29 protein-coding genes are annotated in these 22502 nt (G+C 39.4%); 8 read left to right on the top strand and 21 right to left on the bottom strand.

The window, feature by feature from the left end:
• Window positions 1-14 precede the first annotated feature (14 nt).
• From F0342_RS07785 to F0342_RS07775, 3 genes are all read right to left on the bottom strand, one after another.
• Window positions 15-1556 (bottom strand): acyl-CoA carboxylase subunit beta, encoded by a 1542-nt coding sequence (locus F0342_RS07785; protein WP_149155426.1) that lies wholly within the window; start codon window positions 1554-1556, stop codon window positions 15-17.
• Between the two features lie 85 nt (window positions 1557-1641).
• Window positions 1642-1857, bottom strand: coding sequence for a biotin/lipoyl-binding carrier protein (locus F0342_RS07780; RefSeq protein WP_113968315.1), 216 nt, complete (start codon window positions 1855-1857; stop codon window positions 1642-1644).
• A 76-nt stretch (window positions 1858-1933) separates the two neighbouring features.
• Window positions 1934-3283, bottom strand: a complete 1350-nt coding sequence (locus F0342_RS07775) for an acetyl-CoA carboxylase biotin carboxylase subunit (protein WP_149155425.1) — start codon at window positions 3281-3283, stop codon at window positions 1934-1936.
• Window positions 3284-3514: 231 nt separating this feature from the next.
• Between F0342_RS07775 and F0342_RS07770 the strand changes: the two genes are divergently transcribed.
• Window positions 3515-3991, top strand: a complete 477-nt coding sequence (locus tag F0342_RS07770; protein WP_149155424.1) for an N-acetyltransferase — start codon at window positions 3515-3517, stop codon at window positions 3989-3991.
• Between the two features lie 361 nt (window positions 3992-4352).
• Here the strand turns inward: F0342_RS07770 and F0342_RS07765 are convergent, their stop codons facing one another.
• The 4 genes from F0342_RS07765 to F0342_RS07750 form a co-directional block, all read right to left on the bottom strand.
• A complete protein-coding gene (locus F0342_RS07765; RefSeq protein WP_149155423.1) occupies window positions 4353-4976 on the bottom strand; it encodes an RsfA family transcriptional regulator in 624 nt (207 codons plus the stop codon).
• A gap of 135 nt (window positions 4977-5111) precedes the next feature.
• Window positions 5112-5870 carry an enoyl-CoA hydratase/isomerase family protein gene (locus tag F0342_RS07760; protein WP_149155422.1) on the bottom strand — a complete coding sequence of 253 codons (759 nt, stop codon included), beginning with the start codon at window positions 5868-5870 and terminating at the stop codon, window positions 5112-5114.
• A 134-nt stretch (window positions 5871-6004) separates the two neighbouring features.
• Window positions 6005-6178, bottom strand: a complete 174-nt coding sequence (rpmF, locus tag F0342_RS07755) for a 50S ribosomal protein L32 (protein WP_044337494.1) — start codon at window positions 6176-6178, stop codon at window positions 6005-6007.
• 64 nt (window positions 6179-6242) lie between these two features.
• Window positions 6243-6785: a YceD family protein gene (locus F0342_RS07750; RefSeq protein WP_148968646.1), complete on the bottom strand. Its 543-nt coding sequence runs from the start codon at window positions 6783-6785 to the stop codon at window positions 6243-6245.
• A 239-nt stretch (window positions 6786-7024) separates the two neighbouring features.
• Between F0342_RS07750 and F0342_RS07745 the strand changes: the two genes are divergently transcribed.
• Window positions 7025-8236 (top strand): nucleotidyltransferase, encoded by a 1212-nt coding sequence (locus F0342_RS07745; RefSeq protein WP_149155421.1) that lies wholly within the window; start codon window positions 7025-7027, stop codon window positions 8234-8236.
• A gap of 36 nt (window positions 8237-8272) precedes the next feature.
• Here F0342_RS07745 and F0342_RS07740 read toward each other — a convergent pair whose 3' ends face one another.
• Together F0342_RS07740 and F0342_RS07735 are read right to left on the bottom strand one after the other, a co-directional pair.
• Window positions 8273-9316: a SepM family pheromone-processing serine protease gene (locus F0342_RS07740; protein WP_149155420.1), complete on the bottom strand. Its 1044-nt coding sequence runs from the start codon at window positions 9314-9316 to the stop codon at window positions 8273-8275.
• 5 nt (window positions 9317-9321) lie between these two features.
• A complete protein-coding gene (locus F0342_RS07735; RefSeq protein ID WP_149155419.1) occupies window positions 9322-10101 on the bottom strand; it encodes a patatin-like phospholipase family protein in 780 nt (259 codons plus the stop codon).
• A 177-nt stretch (window positions 10102-10278) separates the two neighbouring features.
• Between F0342_RS07735 and ylbJ the strand changes: the two genes are divergently transcribed.
• A complete protein-coding gene (gene ylbJ / locus F0342_RS07730) occupies window positions 10279-11493 on the top strand; it encodes a sporulation integral membrane protein YlbJ (RefSeq protein ID WP_149155418.1) in 1215 nt (404 codons plus the stop codon).
• Between the two features lie 94 nt (window positions 11494-11587).
• On the opposite strand, the gene coaD is transcribed toward ylbJ, so the two are convergent.
• The 4 genes from coaD to F0342_RS07710 all read right to left on the bottom strand — a co-directional run bounded on the left by coaD (window position 11588) and on the right by F0342_RS07710 (window position 14747).
• Window positions 11588-12085, bottom strand: coding sequence for a pantetheine-phosphate adenylyltransferase (gene coaD / locus F0342_RS07725; RefSeq protein ID WP_149155417.1), 498 nt, complete (start codon window positions 12083-12085; stop codon window positions 11588-11590).
• On the bottom strand, window positions 12085-12672 hold the full coding sequence (gene rsmD / locus F0342_RS07720) for a 16S rRNA (guanine(966)-N(2))-methyltransferase RsmD (protein WP_149155416.1): 588 nt from the start codon (window positions 12670-12672) through the stop codon (window positions 12085-12087). Before rsmD ends, coaD begins: the two co-directional genes overlap by 1 nt.
• A 263-nt stretch (window positions 12673-12935) precedes the next feature.
• Window positions 12936-14345, bottom strand: coding sequence for a hypothetical protein (locus F0342_RS07715; protein WP_149155415.1), 1410 nt, complete (start codon window positions 14343-14345; stop codon window positions 12936-12938).
• Between the two features lie 87 nt (window positions 14346-14432).
• Window positions 14433-14747, bottom strand: coding sequence for a hypothetical protein (locus tag F0342_RS07710; RefSeq protein ID WP_149155414.1), 315 nt, complete (start codon window positions 14745-14747; stop codon window positions 14433-14435).
• A 99-nt stretch (window positions 14748-14846) separates the two neighbouring features.
• Here F0342_RS07710 and F0342_RS07705 point away from each other — a divergent pair, with 99 nt between their 5' ends.
• Window positions 14847-15236, top strand: a complete 390-nt coding sequence (locus F0342_RS07705) for a DUF7147 family protein (RefSeq protein ID WP_149155413.1) — start codon at window positions 14847-14849, stop codon at window positions 15234-15236.
• Window positions 15237-15323: 87 nt separating this feature from the next.
• On the opposite strand, the gene F0342_RS07700 is transcribed toward F0342_RS07705, so the two are convergent.
• Window positions 15324-15599: a YlbG family protein gene (locus tag F0342_RS07700; RefSeq protein WP_149155412.1), complete on the bottom strand. Its 276-nt coding sequence runs from the start codon at window positions 15597-15599 to the stop codon at window positions 15324-15326.
• Between the two features lie 139 nt (window positions 15600-15738).
• Between F0342_RS07700 and F0342_RS07695 the strand changes: the two genes are divergently transcribed.
• The gene (locus tag F0342_RS07695; protein WP_149155411.1) at window positions 15739-16053 is read left to right on the top strand and encodes a hypothetical protein; all 315 of its coding nucleotides are present in this window, start codon (window positions 15739-15741) and stop codon (window positions 16051-16053) included.
• Window positions 16054-16122: 69 nt separating this feature from the next.
• Here F0342_RS07695 and F0342_RS07690 read toward each other — a convergent pair whose 3' ends face one another.
• The 4 genes from F0342_RS07690 to F0342_RS07675 form a co-directional block, all read right to left on the bottom strand.
• The gene (locus F0342_RS07690; protein ID WP_113968331.1) at window positions 16123-16569 is read right to left on the bottom strand and encodes a YlbF/YmcA family competence regulator; all 447 of its coding nucleotides are present in this window, start codon (window positions 16567-16569) and stop codon (window positions 16123-16125) included.
• 160 nt (window positions 16570-16729) lie between these two features.
• Window positions 16730-17125, bottom strand: coding sequence for a hypothetical protein (locus tag F0342_RS07685; protein ID WP_149155410.1), 396 nt, complete (start codon window positions 17123-17125; stop codon window positions 16730-16732).
• Between the two features lie 95 nt (window positions 17126-17220).
• Window positions 17221-17463 carry a YlbE-like family protein gene (locus F0342_RS07680; RefSeq protein WP_149155409.1) on the bottom strand — a complete coding sequence of 81 codons (243 nt, stop codon included), beginning with the start codon at window positions 17461-17463 and terminating at the stop codon, window positions 17221-17223.
• A 13-nt stretch (window positions 17464-17476) separates the two neighbouring features.
• Window positions 17477-17893 (bottom strand): YlbD family protein, encoded by a 417-nt coding sequence (locus F0342_RS07675; RefSeq protein ID WP_149155408.1) that lies wholly within the window; start codon window positions 17891-17893, stop codon window positions 17477-17479.
• A gap of 165 nt (window positions 17894-18058) precedes the next feature.
• Between F0342_RS07675 and F0342_RS07670 the strand changes: the two genes are divergently transcribed.
• A complete protein-coding gene (locus F0342_RS07670) occupies window positions 18059-18547 on the top strand; it encodes a PaaI family thioesterase (RefSeq protein ID WP_149155407.1) in 489 nt (162 codons plus the stop codon).
• A gap of 60 nt (window positions 18548-18607) precedes the next feature.
• Here F0342_RS07670 and F0342_RS07665 read toward each other — a convergent pair whose 3' ends face one another.
• Complete coding sequence (locus tag F0342_RS07665; protein WP_262481675.1) at window positions 18608-19651, bottom strand: CAP domain-containing protein; 1044 nt, start codon at window positions 19649-19651, stop codon at window positions 18608-18610.
• Between the two features lie 225 nt (window positions 19652-19876).
• Window positions 19877-20311 carry a CBS domain-containing protein gene (locus F0342_RS07660; RefSeq protein ID WP_149155405.1) on the bottom strand — a complete coding sequence of 145 codons (435 nt, stop codon included), beginning with the start codon at window positions 20309-20311 and terminating at the stop codon, window positions 19877-19879.
• 252 nt (window positions 20312-20563) lie between these two features.
• Here F0342_RS07660 and F0342_RS07655 point away from each other — a divergent pair, with 252 nt between their 5' ends.
• Together F0342_RS07655 and ytvI are read left to right on the top strand one after the other, a co-directional pair.
• On the top strand, window positions 20564-20923 hold the full coding sequence (locus tag F0342_RS07655; protein WP_148968627.1) for a YugN family protein: 360 nt from the start codon (window positions 20564-20566) through the stop codon (window positions 20921-20923).
• Between the two features lie 213 nt (window positions 20924-21136).
• On the top strand, window positions 21137-22195 hold the full coding sequence (gene ytvI / locus F0342_RS07650; protein ID WP_149155404.1) for a sporulation integral membrane protein YtvI: 1059 nt from the start codon (window positions 21137-21139) through the stop codon (window positions 22193-22195).
• 57 nt (window positions 22196-22252) lie between these two features.
• Here ytvI and F0342_RS07645 read toward each other — a convergent pair.
• A partial coding sequence (locus tag F0342_RS07645; protein WP_149155403.1) for an IS3 family transposase occupies window positions 22253-22502 on the bottom strand: 250 nt, incomplete at its 5' end.

Below are 22502 nucleotides of genomic sequence, written 5' to 3'. Positions count from 1 at the left end.
ATACCTAACATTGTTTAAACAGGATATACGGGATGTTTTCTTTCACTAAATTGAACATCTTTGGTTTCATAAAGTTTATAACGTTGAATTAATACAGAACGCAACTCATTCGGTGCTGTAATTTCATCTACAATTAATTCCGATGCCAATTTATAAATATCTATATGCTCTTTATATTCCTTCTGCTTTTCTTGGACATATTGAATTCTCTCTTTTGGATCTTCGATAGCTTGTATCTTATTTGAATAAACCGCATTTACGGCTGCTTCCGGTCCCATTACAGCAATTTGGGCTGTAGGGAGGGCAATACAAACATCCGGATCAAAAGCTGGACCAGCCATTGCATATAGACCGGCGCCGTATGCTTTTCTTACAATGACAGATATCTTCGTAACCGTTGCAGAACTCATGGCAGCTATCAACTTTGCTCCATGGCGAATGATCCCGGCTCTCTCCACTTTTGTTCCTATCATAAACCCGGGCACATCAGCCAGGAATAACAACGGAATATGGAAGGCATCACATAGCTGGATGAATTTTGCCCCCTTGTCCGCAGAATCATGGAAAAGGACTCCTCCCTTTACCTTTGGCTGGTTGGCAATGATCCCGACCACTTTACCATCCATGCGCCCAAAGCCCGTGATTAATTCAGGAGCGAAAAGTTTTTTCATTTCAAAGAAACTTCCTTCATCAATTAATGTATCGATGCAATCGTACATATTAAAAGGTGCATTTTGGTGTTCCGGGATAATGTCTTCTAACAGCTTCTCATGCTTAGGAGCGAGGCCTTCCTTAACGTCAGGCTTGTGCTGATAATTCGCTGGGAAATAACTTATATATCTCTTCGCTTCTTCAATCGCTTCCTCTTCAGATGCTGCAAGAAGATCTCCACATCCACTGACAGTGCAGTGCATTCTTGCACCACCCATTTCTTCAAGCGTTACTTTCTCACCGATCACTTTCTCTGCCATTCGAGGAGAACCAAGATACATAGACGCATTCCCATCAACCATGATCACTATGTCACAAAAAGCAGGGATATACGCTCCACCAGCTGCTGAAGGACCAAAAAGAACACAAATTTGCGGAACCATTCCTGACATTTTCACTTGATTGTGAAAAATCTTTCCTGCCCCACGTCGATTAGGGAACATATCCAACTGATCGGTAATACGAGCTCCGGCTGAATCTACTAAATAAAATATAGGCACTTTTAAATTCAGAGCGGTCTCTTGAATTCGAATGATTTTCTCAACGGTTCTTGCTCCCCATGATCCTGCTTTAACTGTGGAATCATTGGCCATTACACAAACAGTTTGTCCTCCAACCTTTCCAATTGCCGTTACGACTCCATCCGCAGGCAGATCGTCGGCCTTATTGTTTGCAAACATACCATCTTCTTGATAATCCCCATTATCAAATAATTGTTGAAGTCGATCACGAACAAACATCTTTTTCTGTTCTTTCAATTTCTCATGATATTTCGGCTGACCACCCGAAGTAATCCTTTCTCTCGTTTGTTCGAGAGTGTTGATGATCGTTTTAGATGTCGACATAATATCCCCTCCGTCGTTTTATGTAAAAGCGTAAACAAGTCAGAGATGAACACATCATCTCTGACTTAATGTCTGCATACTCGAGTTAACCTTCAATAACGAGTAATACATCCCCTTCATTGACAAAATCCCCTACACTCACTTTAATTTCAGAAACCTTCCCTCCCGTTTCAGCTTCAACAGGGATTTCCATTTTCATTGATTCAAGCATTAAGACAGTATCTCCAACAGACACTTCTCCACCTTGTTCTACCAGTACATTTAAAACCGTTCCTGCCATTGATGATGTAATTTCCTTCATGATTGATTCCTCCAGTTTGTTCTCTTTTAGTTGATTTCTTTACAGACACTAGCATATTGTCCTGTATTTATTGTTTTTACGTCTGGTTTGCCTTTAAAAAGTCCTGAAGCCATTTCGTTGTATAAGTTCCTTCAATAAAGCCTCTATCTTCAATGATATCCTTGAAGAGAGTGACATTTGTTTTAACTCCTTCAATGGTTACCCCTTTAAAGAAGACCTTGGCTTTATGTAACGCGTCTTCACGATCATCTCCCTTGATGATGCATTTAGAAATCATCGGATCATAGAAAGGAGTGACTTTATTCCCTTCTTCATAACCGCTATCTATTCGAACATCATCCCCAATACCCCATCGTAAGGTCGTTAGCTGACCTGGAGACGGGTAAAAAGTCTTTGGGTCCTCAGCATATACCCTGAACTCAATGGCATGACCGTTTATATGGATTTCCTCCTGTTTGCAAAGAGGAAGAGGCTCTCCAGAAGCTACCAAAAGCTGCCACTTCACTAAATCTAATCCCGTGATGGTTTCAGTGACCGGATGTTCCACTTGAAGTCGTGTATTCATTTCCAAAAAATAAAAATTTTCCTCATCATCAACGATGAACTCAACTGTTCCAGCATTCGTATAGTCGACTGCTTTACCAGCTTGGATAGCAGATGCGAACATTTTCTCCTTCGTTTCTCGAGAAAGGCCTGGAGAAGGTGATTCTTCTATCACTTTTTGGTTTCGTCTTTGCACAGAGCAATTACGCTCAAATAGATGCACCAAATTCCCATGATGATCTCCAAAGATTTGCACTTCAACGTGTCTCGCATTTTCAATACATTTCTCAAGAAAGACTTCCTCTTTCCCGAAATAGGCTTTAGCCCGGTTTTTAGTAGAATCGAAGCTTTGAACGAGCGCTTGCTCATTTTCACAGCGAATCATACCGATTCCCCCGCCTCCACCACTGGCTTTCAACATAACAGGATAACCAATTTCATATGCTACACTCTTGGCAGCATCAAGGGATTCCACTCCTCCATCACTTCCAGGCACGACTGGTACGGACGCATCCTGCATCACTCTTCTAGCCTCTACCTTGTCGCCCATCTTTTCGATGATATCATGAGCAGGTCCAATAAAGGAGATGCCTTCTTCTGCAACTCTTCTAGCAAAGTCCGCATTTTCTGATAGGAGACCATATCCAGGATGGATCCCATCCACTTTTTCCTTTTTCGCAACTTCGAGTATATTGTCCACTACCAAGTATGAGCGGTTCACTTGTGATTCACCTATGCGGTGAGCAATATCCGCTTCTTTAACAAAGGGCATATCCTGATCTGCATCGGAATAAACCGCGACTGTTTGAATGTTTAATTGTTTACAGGTTTTAATAATTCTTGAAGCAATTTCTCCCCTATTTGCAATTAGAATCTTCTGCACAATCTCTCCCCTTTCTTTATAGAACACATCTGTTCATATTACGAATTCTACAAAAATCGTCGAATTCCTTCTTCTTTATTGTAAACGTTTTCTTAATTAAGTGCAGAATTTTTTGTTTATTTGTTATATAATAATAATAAATACTTGCTTGATCATACGATCAGCTGTAAACGGATACATGATTCATCATGTTTTCCAGATATATTTTTCAGCATTTTAGGAGGTCATACAATGGCAGTGAAAGTGGAGAAATTAAAAGTAAACTATAAAACTCTCGAAGAGTTTAAGAAATTTAAAGAATATGGTGTACAGGAATTATCCATGTTAGAAGACTTACAAGCAAACATTATTGAAAACGATAGCGAATCACCATTTTATGGAATTTATTTTGGCGATACACTGGTTGCAAGAATGAGTTTGTACCAGCGCAATGCCCGATTTGATCAGTATTTCGATCCTCCTCAAAATTACTTGGAGCTATGGAAGCTTGAAGTATTACCAAAATATCAAAACAAAAGCTATGGAAAAATGCTGGTAGAATTCGCAAAAAGCCTTGGCTTACCCATTAAAACAAATTCCCGTATTAAATCACAGGGATTCTGGGAGAAAATGGGCTTCGCAGCCGTGACATATGAAGTGGAAAGAGATTTAGGCGAAAATCCATACGTATGGTTCCCTGAAGGAGTTAAAGAACAAAAAATAAGTTAATACCAAAAGCGGAGGCGGCTCGACCAGAGGCGACAAGCATAAGACGAACCTGCTGGAAAGGCGCCCTTTGCCTTTTTGGCAGGTTTGACTTATGACCTCGAGCCTCTAGCCGCCGTAGCTGGATGAAACCAAAAGCGGAGGCGGCTCGACCAGAGGCGACAAGCATAAGACGAACCTGCTGGAAAGGCGTCCTTTGCCTTTTTGGCAGGTTTGACTTATGACCTCGAGCCTCTAGCCGCCACAGCTGGATGAAACCAAAAGCGGAGGCGGCTCGACCAGAGGCGACAAGCATACTACACCCTAATCACAAGTAACTAAAATAGGCTGGCTAAAGATATTCTTTAGTCAGCCTTTTTCCTCTTCATTTATTCAACCGCTGAAGGTTTCCGTTTTTATCCATTTGAAACTTCACTTTGTCTTCATTTCCTTGCAATAGAGCCATTTTCCTTGCTTTTTCAAAAATAGCTAATAATGACTTATGATCTTCTTCGAGGAGATTAAATTTTGCTTCGTATTCTTTCAACTCCTCTTCAACATCTTGAAGCTTCTCTTTCAATAGAGAGATTTGTCCATGCAGCTGAGTATTTTCATTCTTTACTTTTTCCCCATTTCGAACGGCTTCCTCTGCTTTTTGAAGATAATTTATCATGCTTCCCATTGAAAACACTTCCGGAGCTTCAAGCTCCGGGGAACTCTCAACTTGTTGTTTCGGCACTTCCTTCTTTTCCTCGTTTACCTTAACAATTGGAGAATATTTCTTAGACTGCTTTCTCTGTTTTTTAGCCAGTTCGATTCCAGATTTATATTGTTTGCGAACAAATGAGTTCCAGCGAAAGCCACAAGCTGCTGATGTTCTTGATAGTTTTCTTCCTACCTCTTCAAATGCTTGAAGCTGGGTACCGCCCTCTCGTATATGACGTAATACCACTTCAGCTAACAACACATCTTCATCTTGACTCCATGCATCCTGTCTATTCGAAGACATTTCCATCCCCCCTGTAAGATCCAGTTTATCCATACATATGCTCTTACTAGAGAAGATAGAATCTGCACCACTATTTTTTTAAACACACAAAAAGAAACAGGAAGTTATCACCTGTTCCTTTTTGTTATGTTTCGCCTATTTTTCGAAAAATTTGTCCACTGCTTCGTGGTGCTCATCACTTGCCCAGAGCTTAGCACATTGCCTTATTTCCTTCGTGATATTCTCTTCTACTCTTTTTTTATCCCATCTCTCAAGGAGTTGCTTCTTATATGCCTTCAATACCCCCTCTGATTTCAATGAGATCATTTTAATGAGGGGAATTTCATGGATTGGCACAATGTCATCAACTAACTCATCTACGAACCCTATATCATGAAGGAATTCTGCTTCTCCTACCCTCGCAGTCATCAGGAGTGAAAGCGCATTTGACACTGAAATCCTCTCAAGAAGTAAGGTTCCCCCTCCCCAACCAGTGGTAATAGCAAGATTCCCTTGGACGAACCCCATTTTCGCAGTTCTTTTAGCAATTCTAAAGTCACATGCCGTTGCGATTTCACATCCGCCGCCAATTGCCGTTCCATTTATAAAGGCGATCGTGGGCTTTGGCAGAAAGGCAAGCCTCGTAATGAGTCCCCCCATTTTACTGAGCATTTCATAACTTTCACTCTCTGACTTAAGGTTATGAAATTGAGTTAAATCCCCGCCGGAACAAAAAGCACGATCACCGCTTCCCGTTATTAGGAGCGCTTTCACGTGATTATTATTAATACACTCGTTCAAAGCTTTTTCAAGCCCATCCATAATTTCATAACTGACTGCATTCCGTTTCTCCGGGCGGTTGATGATAAACTGGAGTATTCCCTCTTTGTTCATATGTATTATGTATTCTCCCACTTTCAGACCCCTCCTGTCTTACTTATAGTGTATGGTTTTCTGTATGGGATGAACAGATATTTCTTTAATAATGACAATAAAAAAAGCGTGAAGAGCCATGGCCTCTTTCACGCTTTTTTCGGGTGTAAACAATATTATTTGTTTACAACTTCTTTACCTTTATACGTTCCGCACTCTTTACAAACACGGTGTGCTAGTTTCATTTCACCACAGTTTGGGCATGCTACCATACCAGGTACACGTAGTTTGAAGTGTGTACGACGTTGTCTTTTTGCTGTTTTAGATGTTCTTCTAAAAGGTACTGCCATTCTTCCCACCTCCTTAAAAGAGATTAATACTCATTATGAAGCCAGTCGAACTGGTACTTCGCTTTTAAGATTTCTTGTTTTGATCAAGAAGTTTTGCTAAGTCAGCGAGACGGGGATCAACTTTCTTCTCTTCCTCTTGCTCGACTTGATAAGCTTGTTCTTCCGTTAGTACTTCCCAGTTCTTACCGGAAGGCATCTCATCTTGTTCTCTCGCTTCATCACTGATTACTTGCATCGGAATCTCAAGTAATAGTAATTCTCTAATAGCAGGTTTTAAATCAATAACATCACCTTGAATACGATGTACTTCCTCTTCCTCATACTGATCATAATCAGCTTCATTTAGAAGATACGTTTCAATCGTTTGAATGTCAACTGGTAAATCAACATCCACAAGGGTTCTTGAGCAAGGTAATACTAACTTCCCTTCTATATGGAGATGGAAAGTGACGCGGTTTGAACCGATATCTGCCTTTCCGGACACTCGAATAGGTGAGACTTCTATAATTTGGGGATCGATTTCTTTCAATTCATCCAAATTAATCGTTTCGTCAATGGAAAGTCCCTTGTCTCTAAATTTTTGTAATTGTATTATTGACCATTTCAATGTAATCACCTCAAGGCAACAAAGGTAATTATAGCTTTCATAATACCGTTTGTCAATATTTTTTCTTTACACTCTTTACAACCATAGTGTTGTAATTATAACGTTTAAATATAAGGACTTTCAAATATTTTATAATATTAGTTATGGTTATGTCATAAAAGGAGAGAATCTATATCATTTCCTTATATAATAATCTATATAGCAGATAGTTTTGACTTAGAAAGGATGTGGAGAATTTCATGAAAGCAACAGGAGTAGTAGTAGAGTATAATCCCTTTCATAATGGTCATTTACATCATTTAAGGGAAACGAGAATAGTATCTGGAGCTGATGTAGTGGTTGCAGTTATGAGTGGGCATTTCCTGCAGCGTGGTGAGCCTGCGCTGGTCTCTAAATGGTCCCGAACCAGAATGGCTTTAGAAGCAGGGGTTGACATCGTGATTGAACTTCCCTATTGTTTTGCCACTCAGCATGCTGAAATTTTTTCGAGGGGAGCCATTTCACTCCTTGATTCCATAGGCTGTGAGAGTTTTTGTTTCGGAAGCGAGGATGGGGATATTGATACTTTCGAGAAAACGGTCGTATTCATTGAAGCAAATCGGGAGCGTTACAACACATATATTAGTGGTTTTATCCGGGATGGCATGAGCTATCCTTCCGCTCTTGCTAAAGCCTTTCAAACATTAGGGAACGGAGACTCCGTTATCGATTTAAGTAAGCCAAATAATATACTTGGGTTTCATTATATGGAAGCGAGAAACCAGATTCACTCGTCACTAAAAGCGTACACCATTACAAGGGAAGCTGCCGGGTACCATGATCAACACTTCTCTTCTCCTTCAATTGCAAGTGCAACAAGCATAAGGAAAAATATATTCAGCAACGAGGGTGGTCATAAGATAGATTCTTATCTCCCGTCGACATCTGTAGATCAGTTAACTCAGTATCAACTCGAGTATGGGGGATTCCATCGCTGGGAAAATTATTGGACGATTTTGCAGTATAAGCTTCTTTCTTCGTCCAAAGAGGAATTGAAGGTTATATATGAAATAGAAGAAGGGATAGAAAATCGGATGATGGAGTATGTTAAAATCTCGACTTCCTTTGAAGAATTCATGACGAAGCTTAAAACAAAGCGCTATACATGGACACGGCTTCAACGAATGCTCCTTCATATTCTAACGAATACTCGCAAGGAAGAAATGCGTTGCAGACACATCTCTCCAAGCTATATCCGCCTGCTTGGAATGAACAACATAGGGAGGGATTTTCTCCATTCTAAGAAAAAAGAAATGCCCTTGCCTTTAATCAGTAAACTTTCAAGTGCTAATCAAAGCGAGATAGAATTAGATGTCAGAGCAGCTGAAATATTTTCATTAGGATTAAAAAATACGGCAGCCCGAAAAAAATTGCTTCATCAAGAATGGTCCCAACCGCCTATGATGGTATAAAAATAGAAAGAGGCTGACCTAGGACAGCCTCTTTGACTATTTTGCTAATGTTTGTAAAAATGCTAATGCTTCATCAAAGGTTTTCACAGGTATTACCTTCATATCAGTACCAATGTCTTCAGCAGTTCTTTTGGCAGCAATATAGTTCGATTCAAGTTCAGGATACTTTTCTTTCATTTCTTTTGTAACGTTTTCATGTGGAGCAAGGAAATATTCTGCACCTGCTTTGTCAGCAGCAATGACCTTCTGCTCTATACCGCCAATGCGTCCAACTTCACCATTTTCGGAAATCGTCCCTGTCCCCGCAATAGAATGACCCTTCGTAATGTCATCCTTCGTTAGTTGATTATAAATCTCCAAGCTAAACATCAATCCTGCGGAAGGGCCACCAATCTCTTCAGTATCCAGTTCCACCGGTGGGTCGGTTTTGATTTCTTTATCGTCACTTAGCGTAATTCCAAGACCAACTTTATCGGGCATATCAGGGAAAGATTCCAAGGAAATCGTTTCCATCATTTCTTCCTTATCCCGAACGTAAGTAATCTTCACCTTATCCCCACTTGTTTTCTTACTGACATATTCAATGAATTCCTCTGAGGATTGAAATGTAATCCCATCAACGGCAGTAATACGATCACCAGGCATTAAGACTTCTTCTGCCGGCATTGATGGGTAAATATTCAAGACATATATACCTTTGTAGGTATATTCATAGGGTTTACCCTCTTTTTTAAAGGCCACTTCAATGGCATGGTTTTGAGAGTCAGCCATAAGGTGCAGTTGACGAAGATTATACTCCTCGTCACTTTCATGAGGGCTTCTAATTTCCTCAACCGGAAAGATATATTCGTATTTTTTTAAGCTTGCCATAAGATAGGCATAGATATTTGCTCTTCCCATCCTGACGGTTGTAAGCATTAATTCACCTTCGTCCTCATAGCCATTCTTCACCTCTACGATCGGATCCAGTTCATGGGCTCCCCCTGGCTTCGTTACATAAAAGGGAAGATAATAAAAGGATGTAGCAACCATGATAATGGTCATGATGACTAAAGTTCTGATTAATGTTTTCGTTTTCATGCTCTTTACTCCTTCCAATTATCTAAAGCTTTTTGAATAGAAGGAATAACCTTCTTTGCCTCTTCCTCCCCCATATCGATGATTTCATCAATATTCTTAAAGGCTCTGGTGCTATACATTTGTACATGGGGTCTGATCATAAAGTCAGAAGCAAATTCACGGTGTGCGACGATTTCTAATTGAAGGATATCGATGCTTTGCATAATCACGTCATAAATCGTTGTGATTTCAGCATTCCTTTTCACATGAGATACATCGACTCCGATGACGATGTCAGCACCCATCTCTTTAACAACCGAAACGGGTACTCGGTCAATGACTCCTCCGTCCACGAGTAAGCGGCCGTTTATTCTTTCAGGTACAAATATACCCGGGATCGCAATACTTGCCCGGACCGCACTTGAGATAGGACCGGTCGTAAACACCACTTTTTCACCATTTGTAATATCTGTGGCAACGACACTTATGGGAATTTTTAAATCTTCGATATTTTTATTATGTGTAAAAAGCTGAATGAATTCTTTTATCCTTTTACCCGAAATAAAGCCCATCTTCGGAACGGTAAAGTCTAAATAATATTTTCTTCTGAAGGTCGTGGAAAGCTTGTAAAGGTCTTCCATCTTATGCCCTACCCCATAAAAGCAGCCCACAAGAGCCCCCATACTGCTACCTGCAATCATATCTATAGGGATCTTTGCATCATCAAATGCCTTTAACACCCCTAAATGTGCGAATCCTCTTGCCCCACCCGAGCCGAGGGCTAATCCAATTTTGGGTCTGTCCATGCCCTTCCCCCTTTTGCCGAGTTATCGGTACATTTCATCATATGGTCTATTTCAATTATGTATGAGTATATTGAATAATATGAGGACAAGTTGAATTAATCCCATTTTATCATTCTTTTCCCAATTCACAAGGAATTGATATAGAAGGAACTTATTTCATAAGAGGGGGAAGTCCGGTTGTTCAAATCGAAAATCAAAACCTTGGCTTTATCGATGAGCGTGACTTTATTTGCGGCATCTCTCATCATAATGCCGGGAGAATCTCTTGAGGCCTCCATACGGGGATTAGATATGTGGTGGGAGATCGTATTTCCCTCGTTATTGCCATTTTTCATCGTGTCTGAAATGTTGATTGGATTTGGTGTAGTCAGATTTATCGGGGTCATGCTGGAACCCTTGATGCGGCCATTATTCCGGGTCCCCGGGGTTGGCGGGTTTGTGTGGGCAATGGGAATGGCATCAGGATTTCCATCGGGAGCCAAACTGACGGCCCGTCTGAGACAGGAAGAACAGATCACGAAATTAGAAGCGGAACGCCTTGTTTCTTTCACGAATTCTTCCAATCCTTTATTCATATTTGGAGCTGTGTCGGTTGGGTTCTTTCAAAACGCTACCCTCGGAATTGTTTTAGCTACCGCTCATTACATTGGAAACATCTGTGTAGGTGTCGTCATGAGATTCTATGGTGGAAAAGAGAAGGAAGAATTGAGAAATCGGTCTTCCGGGAAAAAAGGCTTTATCATTCGGGAAGCCTTTTCTGCTCTTCATCGCACAAGACTGCAAGATAAGCGCCCTATAGGGAAACTCTTGGGAGATGCTGTCACCTCTTCCATTCAAACCTTACTGATGATCGGTGGTTTCATTATCCTTTTTTCGGTCATTAATAAAATGCTTTATCATCTGCATATTACGACCTTTGTTGCAGAAGGCTTTTCAACTCTATTTATTCTGCTCCAATTACCAGAGCAATTAAGCATTCCTTTTATTTCAGGCTTGTTTGAAATCACGTTAGGCGCAAAGCTGACAAGTGGAGTAAATGAAGCTACTCTGCTTCAGCAAGCCATTATTACAAGTTTTATATTGGGGTTCAGTGGGTTCAGTGTCCAAGCGCAAGTTGCAAGCATATTAGCAGAAACCGATATTCGATTCAAGCCCTTTTTCTATGCCCGATTTATTCATGGAATAGCCGCTTCCGTCATGACCATCATCATTTGGAAACCGATATACGAGAGATTTTCCGATGAGCAGCTCTCCAATGCCATACCCGTATTCGCCATGAAAAATGATGCCTTCTGGACGGAAATGCTGTATTGGTTTAAGACAGCAGGGCCAGTGATCACGATATTCAGTTTGATTCTCTATATCGTATTATATGCAAGAAGACAAGTTTAAAAATAAAGAATGGGTTGATCACTTTGCCTACGACAATATACTTCTCACAACATGAGAATGGTAAAGTCTGACACTTGGATCAACCCTGTATTATTTATTCAGGCTTATTTAAATCACTATATTTTTCCTTTAACGATTCTTCCACTCGTTTCGGCACTAATTCAGAAATGTTGCCTCCATACTTAGCTACTTCTTTTACTATACTCGAGCTCAAGAAAGAATATTGATTATTCGTCATAATGAAGAACGTCTCAATATCATCCTCTAATACCCTGTTCATTGACGTAATCTGCATTTCATATTCGAAGTCTGATACAGCACGCAACCCTCTAATGATTGCTTTCGCATTCACTTTCTTTGCGTAATCAACTAAGAGCCCTTGAAAAGAATCGACAACTACATTTGGAATATCCCCCGTAACCTCGCGAATCAATTCAATTCTTTCCTCTACAGAGAATAGTGGTTTTTTAGAAGAGTTATTTAAGACCACCACATAAATTTGATCAAAAACTTTTGCACCCCGTGTAATAATATCTAAATGTCCATATGTAATGGGATCAAAACTACCCGGACAAACTGCAATGCTTGTCATTATATTACCCCCTCGCTATTTATCGTTTCTTCCTTCGATCTCCTTGAGAAAATAGAGATCCTTATGATTCCATACGTTTCTTCCCTTACTTTCTCCAAGCCCCCTGCCCTGTCTCCCAATGTAATATCCGAGCCATGTTCACACATGACGAAACCGCTTTCATTTAGAAGATCGTGCTCGTCGATGAATTCCAGGAGTTGTTGAAGCTTCTGCTGTTTATAAGGAGGATCCAGGAATATATAATCAAAGGTTATCTCTCTTTTTAAAATTGCCTTTAACGCTCTCGTTGCTTCGTTCCTATACACTTCACTTTGCTCCGCCAGGTTACAATCCTGGAGGTTTGCCTTAATGGTTTGAAATGCTTTTGCATCACGGTCCACGAAAATCACAGAATCAATTCCGCGACTCAGGGCTTCTATTCCGAGCCCACCGCTTCCTGCAAACAAATCCAATCCTGTACCCCCTTCAAAATAGGGACCTAACATATTAAATATAGACTCTTTTACCTTATCTGTTGTCGGCCGTGTCCCGCTGCCAGGAACAGCTTTCAACGGTCTACCTTTTAACGTACCTGATATTACTCTCATAATCATCCACCATATATGTATTTTTTCTTCACTATCCTATCATATCTCGACAGATATCGCTACATACTGAAATTGTCCCAAAACATGTATAAAATCATTTTGATAGGTGATAATGGAAGTAACAGCATCCTAACTGATGTTGTTGCCAACCGCGGAGAAGACTTACGATTCCCCATAAGTTCTTCCTCCGGTTTCTCCTCTCCCTTTGCCTTCTTTCCAGAAATGGATATAGAAGGACCCTGCAGAAAGTTCTGCAGGGCTTTTTACTTTCTTTCATTATCTCTACTGGAAACTTCCTTATTCATCACTTCTACCTTGAACAATTTCTCGAACCATTGAACATCCATATAAATGGAACCCCCAACCGTTTGGATGGGATTCGTTAATAAGCCGTAATTTTCTTCATTATAAATAAAATAATCTTCATTCACATAAAACCTGAATGTATTTCCATTTAACGATGTAAAGAATACGTTTGGCTCTATCTCTTTAATTTCCAGCCCCAAAGCCTTAACTGCTTTTGGAAATTGAATAAGTTCTTTCTGTTTATACGAAATGTAAGACAGGTTATGTGTTATTTTGTTGATGAGTACAGGATTATTGCTTTTAAGAATCATAGGGACATTCTCTTTTCCTTTTACACTTTCAGTAAAAAATGTAGAGTCAAAACCTGTAACTTTTCCTAACATCACATCTAATTTTGTTGCATCAACCGATTTGGTCTTGTCCTCTTCCATCCTCCGTTTAAATGTATCCAATTGGGAAGGACTCAGTCCTTCCACTACTTCTTTATAAGCCCATGCAGATTTTGAAGTGTTCGGTTGTTTTTTCAAAAGGATGCTAACGATAAATTCTTTAAGCCAAGCATCTTCATCAGTGGAAAAATACTGTTGATACAGTAAGCTCCCTTTCAATTCATTTAGCAACTCCTTTTCAGCTGTGTTCCTCACAATCAAATATGGAGATACATAGCGCCCTATTTTGTCCGTGATGATAACGGTCACAAACCCTTCAAAGGAGCCTGGTTGGACTGTCTCAGCCTCTTTTATGACGGACCTGTCGTATAACATTCTCACTGTAGATGAAGCTTTCTCCATCAACGGATCTCCAGTCCAATATAATGCGGAAGGCTCACCCCGACCAATGAAAGAATAATAATCGATATAACTCTTTTTCTTATGGCTGGCAGATTTATATCCTGCTACCCATTTTCCAGTCCTCAAACTCTTTTCTGTTATGTGAATATCTGTATTTAATGTTTCGACAGAAGATAATGCAGGGTGCCAATCTTTCACCAACATACCTTCTGTTTTAGTCGGCTGATCGAATGAATAAGTAATCGTGATCTCCTTAAGTTCTTTATAGAGATTATTTAATTGGAATTCTCCATTTTCTTTCATTAAACACTTATCCCCTCTGTCATTCACACATGAAAAATCCCTTGCATCACTTGGCCATTGAATGGTTATTTGTTTAGGGATTGTTGATAGGAAATGAATGGTTTGTGTCACAAAAAATGTGTTTTCTTCATGCGTGATGGAATAAGATTGATTTACCTTTGCAGCCCCAGACTCTTCGGCACTTTCTGTTGTGAATCCCATCCATTGAAAGAAAAGAATGCTGGAACTAATCAAAATCATAAGTAGACCAAATGTAAATAGGATGCGTTTCATACTATACTCCTTAACTCCGTCTGTTACTTAAAGAATAGCAGATTCACGCAGCTGATGGTGGAATATATTTAGATTATTTCCAATCATTTAACCAATATCCAGATCTTTACTGTCTGCGGAAAAAGAAGCTTGGTTTAAATGATCTACAAGCATTTGATCCCATTCACTTTTATCCACAAAGCCATTACTTATGAGAGTTTCTTGTAAATCTTGAAGAGTAGAGTTTTGCAATTCATCCTCCTCTACCAGAGATAAAATTCCGTGTGCTGCCGGTGTAGACAATATTGCTGTCACGATAAAAGAATCACTTTTCAATAAATCAATTTCTTTCGTATCGTGTCTCCCGCCAATAACATACAAACATGATAGTCCCAGGACGATAAATAGAAATAACCATACCATCACGATCACCCCTATAAGTTATTTTGAATCTTTACTTATCACTATATGTTTGAAATAATAAGGAATTGATAAACTCGGTAAGAAAAGGAGATTGAATGAATGATTCAACGTTTTATTGAATTAGGAGAAGGATATTCAGATATTTATGAACTAATGGAGCTTGCAAAAGCTAATAAAGAGCGTTTACAGCATATGATGGCATTTCATACTATTGTTAATAAGCGGGCCGTTTCATCCTTGGCTCTTGTGATGAAACCTACAGAACAAGGCAAATTCCAAGCCATTTATGTTTGCCGGGAAGGAATCCCAAATCCGAATATCACACCAAACCAGCGCTACTCCCTTTTTGAAGAAACGGCTAAGGAATTAGACAGGGTCATCATCCAAATGGATGTGAAACCCTCCACTCTCTATCCGGAAAAAGCATTGTACTATCAGCATCTGATCGCGATACTGCGATTAAATCATTATATTCTGCCTTTACAATAATGGATGTTAATCGTGCAGCTTTTTGTAACGGAGAAATGTATCACCCCAAAAAAAAGCTGCCAAAACAACACTCTTTGGCAGCAAACATTAAAATCCCATTTTGTAATCATATTCCTTCGCCTTATCCGGGCGGGAATTTTCAAAAACAGACTTTATAAATGGCTTATGCGAAGGATCTACCTTTTTCACATAGGAATAGGTAGCTATTCTTTCCATTACCGTTTCGATTTCATCCTGATTACAGTAAAGTACAACATATTTCATTTTCTTCGATACATAGTGGACATTCCCAAATCGCCTCAGGGATTTGGCATGCTTCAAACTATGTAACCAAACAACTAAACCTTGTCTTTGCGTTAACATATAGTTTCCCCTCTAGGAATCACTTTTTTATAAGTCTAGCATAATAATGCGGGGGTAAGCAATACGTAATGGTGCGAACTTTCATTAAACAGAGCGTACTGTGAATACTACATAATGAAGGAGAGAACGGAGGGCCACCATGGACTTGAATGTGATTTGGGACTTTTTTATCGATCAACTTCGACAAGAGGACGGGATTGAAGATGCGCATGTGAAATGGAGCGCAGGCATACCATTTATCTATATAAGATCCATGAAAGAGAAAAGTGACATCGAGTACTCTATTAAAAAATGGTCGGCTAGGGCAATGCGGGGAAAGAGACTGCATTCTGATACGATTTTTTTCAGGGAAGAAAAATCATTGTATGTATATCGGCACCGGTTCTACGTCCCCCAGGAAAAAATGTTTTGCTGTGGGAACCTCTGCGTGGATTGTGTTCGGTTAAGACAGTAAGGGATAAGGATGAATCTCCATAAAATGAAAAGAAGAGCAGACACATTGTCCGCTCTTCTTTTCATATGTTTAGGCTGAACAACCGCAGCTTCCGCCAGAACCGCAGCCTCCCCCGCATGATCCTCCACTTGAGAAAAAAGGATTCCCTGAAGGAACCTTTACATTTTTAGACACAGAATGTCCGATAAGCAGGCTCACTTGATCAAGCAGATCTTGCAGCTCGTTTTCCACTCTTCTGAACTCGGCTACATTCTCATCAAGGTCCATTTCTCTTTTCACTTCACGGATTTCTTTCATGATGGTTTTGTAGTCCGGGTGGTAACGACCAAAGCGTTGAACTTCTTCGTAACTTTCTTTCATCCGAGAAAAGGTTTGTACTTTTCGTTGAGTTTCAGAATTGTTTCGAAGTTTATATAAAGACTTACGATAATTTTCTGCCACATCAGATTCTAAAATCCACTGAGATAATTCGTCAGCTGAATCCAATATTTCCATTCTTTCTATAGTAGCAAGCATAACGCTCACCTCCGTAACGATATTTTACCACGTTTCACCTCAGGAAGCGAATATGCAAAATGAATTTTTTGGATTTTCCCACTTTATTGAATGATGTATCAACCCATATAAAATACCGCCGTAAAAAAATATTTTCACGACGGACATTGAAAATCAATGATTATTGAATCGTCACATAAAACTGCTTCTTCATCCCTAAAGGTTTGTTATTCGTCCCTACTATTTCAACGTTGAGAAGATGCACACCCTTTGGTAATCCTTTTACAACAAAGGCGGCTGTATGATACTCCTTATACAAATTGCCGGTATTTGAACGAACGACGATCTTTCCTTTTTTCGCTCCGCTTTTTTCTGATGTGAATGTTATATTGGGAACGATACATTCAATATACACTTGACTTCCTTGTACCATATGTTTGATGGAAAGAGGTTTTCCCTCAGATTTCGCAGCTTCAACTTTTTTAGTAAACGTAAAGCTTTCCGGTTCAGGCATTTTTTCCTTACATCCACTTAAAAGCATAAGTAACGTAATGGATAGAAAAATGATTTTCTTCATCGTGTACACCACTCCTTACTACTAATAGCCTTGCCCAACCGTTTCGCTTTTTACTCAAAATTATTTTGTACTTGCATACAGAAAAAAATAGTGCCTCAGCTATCGGCACTATTCATTGATTGAAACATACTGATCATCATGGTGGCCATTTGGACTCCGTTTGAAAACTTTTGTACTCGATGTGGAATCGTTTTTTGAAAATGGTTAATCGAGGCAATTTCGAATTTCTCTAATTCATTGGGATTTCGAGAAAGGGTACGATACCACTGTGGCTGATCCCTTAAAAATAATTTCAGATCTTCTTTGGCATAAATATACTCAATAATGTCTGCTCGCATCTTTAGCACCCCCCTAATCTTTCCGGAATGAAAATGGATGGGAGGGTTTAGATGGTGTTTCAGTTTTGGTTGCTGTCCCTGATCCTCTATTGTTATTTGACTGAAATTGACTAAGTACTCCTTGTACTGCTCCTAAGGCTTCACTTAAGCTGTTAATATGTTGTTGCAATTGATTAGCGTCCATTTTTTTCACCATATCTCCAACTTGATCCATCCAGCCGCTTTTACTTCCTTTGTTGGTTGGGGTTGATTCTTTCGCAGCTTCGTCTTTATACTTATCCCACCTTGTATCATCTTCCCCAAGTAAGTACCAGTCTTCAAAGAGATCCTGCCAATTGGCATCACCATTACGAACATCTTTCACAATTTTCGGATGCTTTCTCACAAATCCTTTAAACTCTTTTACCTTAGGGTGTAGTGATTTACCCATTATATGAACACCTCCATTACAGGCATCTACCTACTACACTTTATGAAGGATTCAAAAGAATGGTGATACATTCCTTTTTGTAGTAATATTTACATGTATATTAACGTTGATTTTACAGTTTCCAATGAATGTTTTGGCTGTGAATAAAGAAAAGGATGTATGAAAATGAAAGAACAAGTACAACAGTTGTTAGATGAATGTCTTTCAGGAGCATCGGATGAGGATCTTCTAATCTTGAAACAGCTTCTCGAAGGAGTTATACGTAAGAAAGACAATGAAAATGGATCAATCATAGGCGGAATATTTGCCATGGACCGAGAAGTGAAAGACGGGAATTTCGAATTAAGTATCCCGATTACACCCGTCACACATAACTCACTGCATATCGTTCACGGCGGAGTAACAGCTACATTAGTGGACTCCGCTATGGGCACATTAGCCAATATGATGCTTCCTGAAGGATATGGAGCTGTAACGACAAATTTAAACATACACTACTTGGCACCAGGTATAGGAGATCGTTTAACTGCTCATGCTACTATCGTTCATCAGGGAAGCAAGACAATTGTAGTGGACGGGAAAGTTATCAGTTCAGATGGTAAGGTAGTTGCTCATTCTACCGGCTCGTTTTTTATTTTCAAAAAGAAACAGTAGACGGACCTTTTTTCAATATGAAAAGGTTGCTTCCCCATACGTCTCAGGGAAGCAACCTTTTTATTCTTTGTCTTCAAATTTCTCTATAAAGTTTTGTGTGTAGTACCTTTTATATACCCCTACGCCAAGATGGGTGAATTGTTGTTCCAGTAAAATCTTTCGATGGCCTTCCGAATTCAGCCAGCCATGAACGGCTTCTGGAGCGTCGGTGTACTGGGAAGCGATGTTTTCCCCTGCAGTCTTGAACATAACATTTTCACTTTCCAGACGCTCGGATAGGTTTCCGAAGGTTGGTGAATCATGTGAAAAATAATCTTCTTCATACATTTCTTGACTATGTCCTCTTGCTACCATTGCCGTTTCTTCATCCCATTTTAGTATATCTGCTTCGAATTGATGTCTGATCACATTTGTGATATCAAAGATCTGCTTTTCGCTTGCACTATTCACTTTATCCCATTCTTCCTCGCTTGGCTCTTGTCCCTCAGCCAATTCCCCTCTATACATCATTTCATATGGATGCATCTCGATCAAAGTTTGACTATCAAGAAAGCGGATACTCGTAAGCCTTCCTGTGAATTTGTCCAGATAAAGCTGGGCATAAATATCTCCGAGGGTTACGAGAAGCCGGGTATTCAGGTCTTCTTCATTTAATTCAAACTGATAAGCACCTGATTCGTCATTTACAACGATTTCAGAATCCACAATGGTAAAACGGTAAATGTCTTCTAAACGTTGTCCCAATTTATAAGGAGCCACATCCACCTGATTCCCAATGGCAAACAACGTAACGACTTTATGATTGTTAACGCCCATTTGTATGTACTGTTTATTCGATATCGGGTAGATCCACCATTCATACCCGTAGGAGCTTGGTTCAACCCGCTCTGGTTCTCCAAAAGCTTCAGTTACCTTTATCGTATCTTTGCCAATCCAAGTTGATAAACCTGATGCAGGTCGTTCACCTGGAGTTTCGATTGATTGATTTAACTGGTTTTCGTTGTCTTCTTTAAGAGTTTGGGTTTCTGGTCCTTTAAGAGGCTCATTTTCTTGTTTTTGACCTTGATAAATACCAATAAATAAAATAATGACAAGAATGATCAAAATACGTAAAATAGTTCTCAGAAATTTCCCTCCTCTCTACTTTCTCTATCATGATATGCCACAAATACTAGAATTATTATACCATGGTTTATGATTCTAAAACTTCAGTCTAGTATAAAGGATAGCATATTTTCATCCCTTCTAAAACAAATGAATCTCGAGTGGGGAAAGGTTTCAAAACCAAATTAAATAGAGATGATCCTGTATGGATCATCCCCCCTTAGATTAAAACGGTTTATTTCTGAAGTTTGATTCTGATATATTTTCCAACGCAACGTAGGCCTGTCTGCCCAGAGACTCCCTAATAGCAAAATCACCTAAAGATATCATACCGATCAGTCGATCTCCCTCGACAACTGGAAGTCTTCGTATCTGATGCTCAGCCATGATGTTGGCCGCTTCTTGTGCTTCGGTGTCAGGTCCTAGCGTTATTAGGTGTTTACTCATGATATCTTCTACTTTTGAAGAAGCAGGATGCTTTTCAGCAATACAGCGGAGGACTATATCCCTGTCTGTCATCATTCCCACAATCCTATCACCATCGACTATGGGAATGGATCCTACATTGTATTCTTTCATTTTTAAAGCAACCTCAAACACATTGTCCAGTAACGAACAAGTTTCAATATCAATTGTCATAATGTCCCTGATTGTTGTCATTTGGATCCTCCTCATACGTTCCGAATTACTACCTATATTTTTCTCTTTCTCCTGCAGGATATTCACATTTTAGAAAAATGACAAATTCAAATGATTGAAGACATTGCAAGATAAAGGTTTTTCCACTATTATTAAGAATGAGAAATACCGCATTTAGTATCATTGTACATACACCGATATAAATGCTTCTACCATACGAAAAGCATCAGGGCTCGAAAGTCCTCATGCCGGACAATATAGGAGGGAATTTTTATGCGTTTTGAAGGAACTGAATTTGAAAGCTTAAAAGTGGACTTAAACCGATTAGACGAGATCATGGAATCTCACGGACTTGTTCGTGCAGGTCAATGGGATTATGAGAGAGTGACGTACGATCGTAAATTTGAAATCAGAGAAGGTATTTTCTATTTACGAATCCAAGGTCTTGCTGTCGAGGGAGATATCGGAAAGCATGATGCCGTTATTCAACTAATGACTCCATTATTAGGAAAACATTACTATCCACACGGTATAGAATACGGTGAAGGTGAAGAATTCCCTAAACATCTGGTCACTTCTTGTGAAAAACTTATTGCAGATGTCAAAAAAGAAGCAACGAACTTTGCCTGGTAATATCTGTTTATGAAAAGACTGTCTATCTTCGGACAGTCTTTTCTGTATTATCCATACAGCATGAATCAATTCATCACTAAGATTCTATATACGCTTGGACTCTAATATAAATAGATGTAAAACCTTCGGAATTTCACTTTCTTCCTACTGTTCATTCTTCTCATTCTCTCATATAATAATAGTAATAGGTTTCTGTTAGAAAGGGGTACACCATTGTCCAAGTTTTTCACGAAAAAAGTTTTAATGTTCACACTTATCATCTTAATACTTGCTATAGTTGCTTTTTTTATATTACCTGTTTCAGTCCCCTTGATTGCTGCGATTATAACAGCACTTTTCCTGGAGCCTGCCGTTAGCTTTATACAAAATCGTTTCTTTGCAAAACGTCGAATGGCGGTACTTTCTGTTTTTGTACTGTTCCTGCTTCTTATAAGCGTTTCCTCGTTCTTTGTTACTACAAAAGTCGTTGGTGAAGGTATCAAGCTGATAGAAGATGCACCAAAATATGTAAACCAATTAAGCGATATTTGGCTTGATTACGAGGATCGACTGTTGAACGCTACAGAAGATCTTCCTGATGAATTAGTTAAAAGTTTCAGTGAAGACGTACAAAACTTTTTAAATAGCGGAAAGACGAAGATTCTTAACTCTGTCAATATTGAAAAGATAAGTGTGTTTTTATCTTATATACCCAATTACTTAGTGAGTTTTCTCGTTTACTTAATTGCGCTCTTTCTTTTCATGTTGGACTTACCGCGAATTAAGAAATCCATTTATGGTCACCTGACAGAAAGATCAGCAGAGAAAGTCGCGTTTATGACTTCCCGACTCACCTATGTTATTTTTGGATTCTTTAAAGCGCAATTCCTGGTGAGTATCATCATCTTTGTCGTTTCCTTAATCGGACTTCTATTCATTGCTCCTGATGTTGCAATCGTGATGTCGATTATCATATGGGTGATTGATTTTATTCCTTTGATAGGTTCAATCGTCGTTTTGGCACCATGGGCTATTTTCCATCTGCTGACAGGTAATATTGCATTAGGAACTCAACTAGCAGTATTGGCAGCCATTCTCCTTATCATAAGAAGAACGGTAGAGCCTAAAGTGATGGGTACCCATATAGGATTATCCCCGCTTGCTACATTAATCGCCATGTACCTCGGCCTAAAACTCTTTGGTATGTTGGGCTTTATTATCGGGCCACTCATCCTTATCGTGTTTAATTCGGCTAAAGAGGCAGGTATAATAAAGACGAATTTCAAGTTATGAAAAAAGACCAATTCCCATTCGCAGGGAAGGTGGCTAACCCCAAAAGTTAGAGTTTTGTTATGCAGCTGATTGGATGGACTGAGTTCGGTATTCGACTGGACTTAGTCCATCCAATTTTTCTTTTGAACGTTCATGATTGTACCAGTGGATATATTCTTCAATCCGGCTTCTTAAATCCTCAAAGGTAACTAATTTTTCTCCATAATACATTTCCTGCTTCAAAACACCAAAAAAGTTTTCCATTACAGCGTTGTCTGCGCATGTAGCTTTCCGTGACATGCTTTGGAATACATTATTCTTCTTTAAT

The sequence above is a fragment of the Bacillus sp. CH30_1T genome, from assembly GCF_008364765.1.
Lineage (GTDB): Bacteria > Bacillota > Bacilli > Bacillales > Bacillaceae_B > Rossellomorea.
This window is presented reverse-complemented; position numbering and strand designations above follow the sequence as displayed.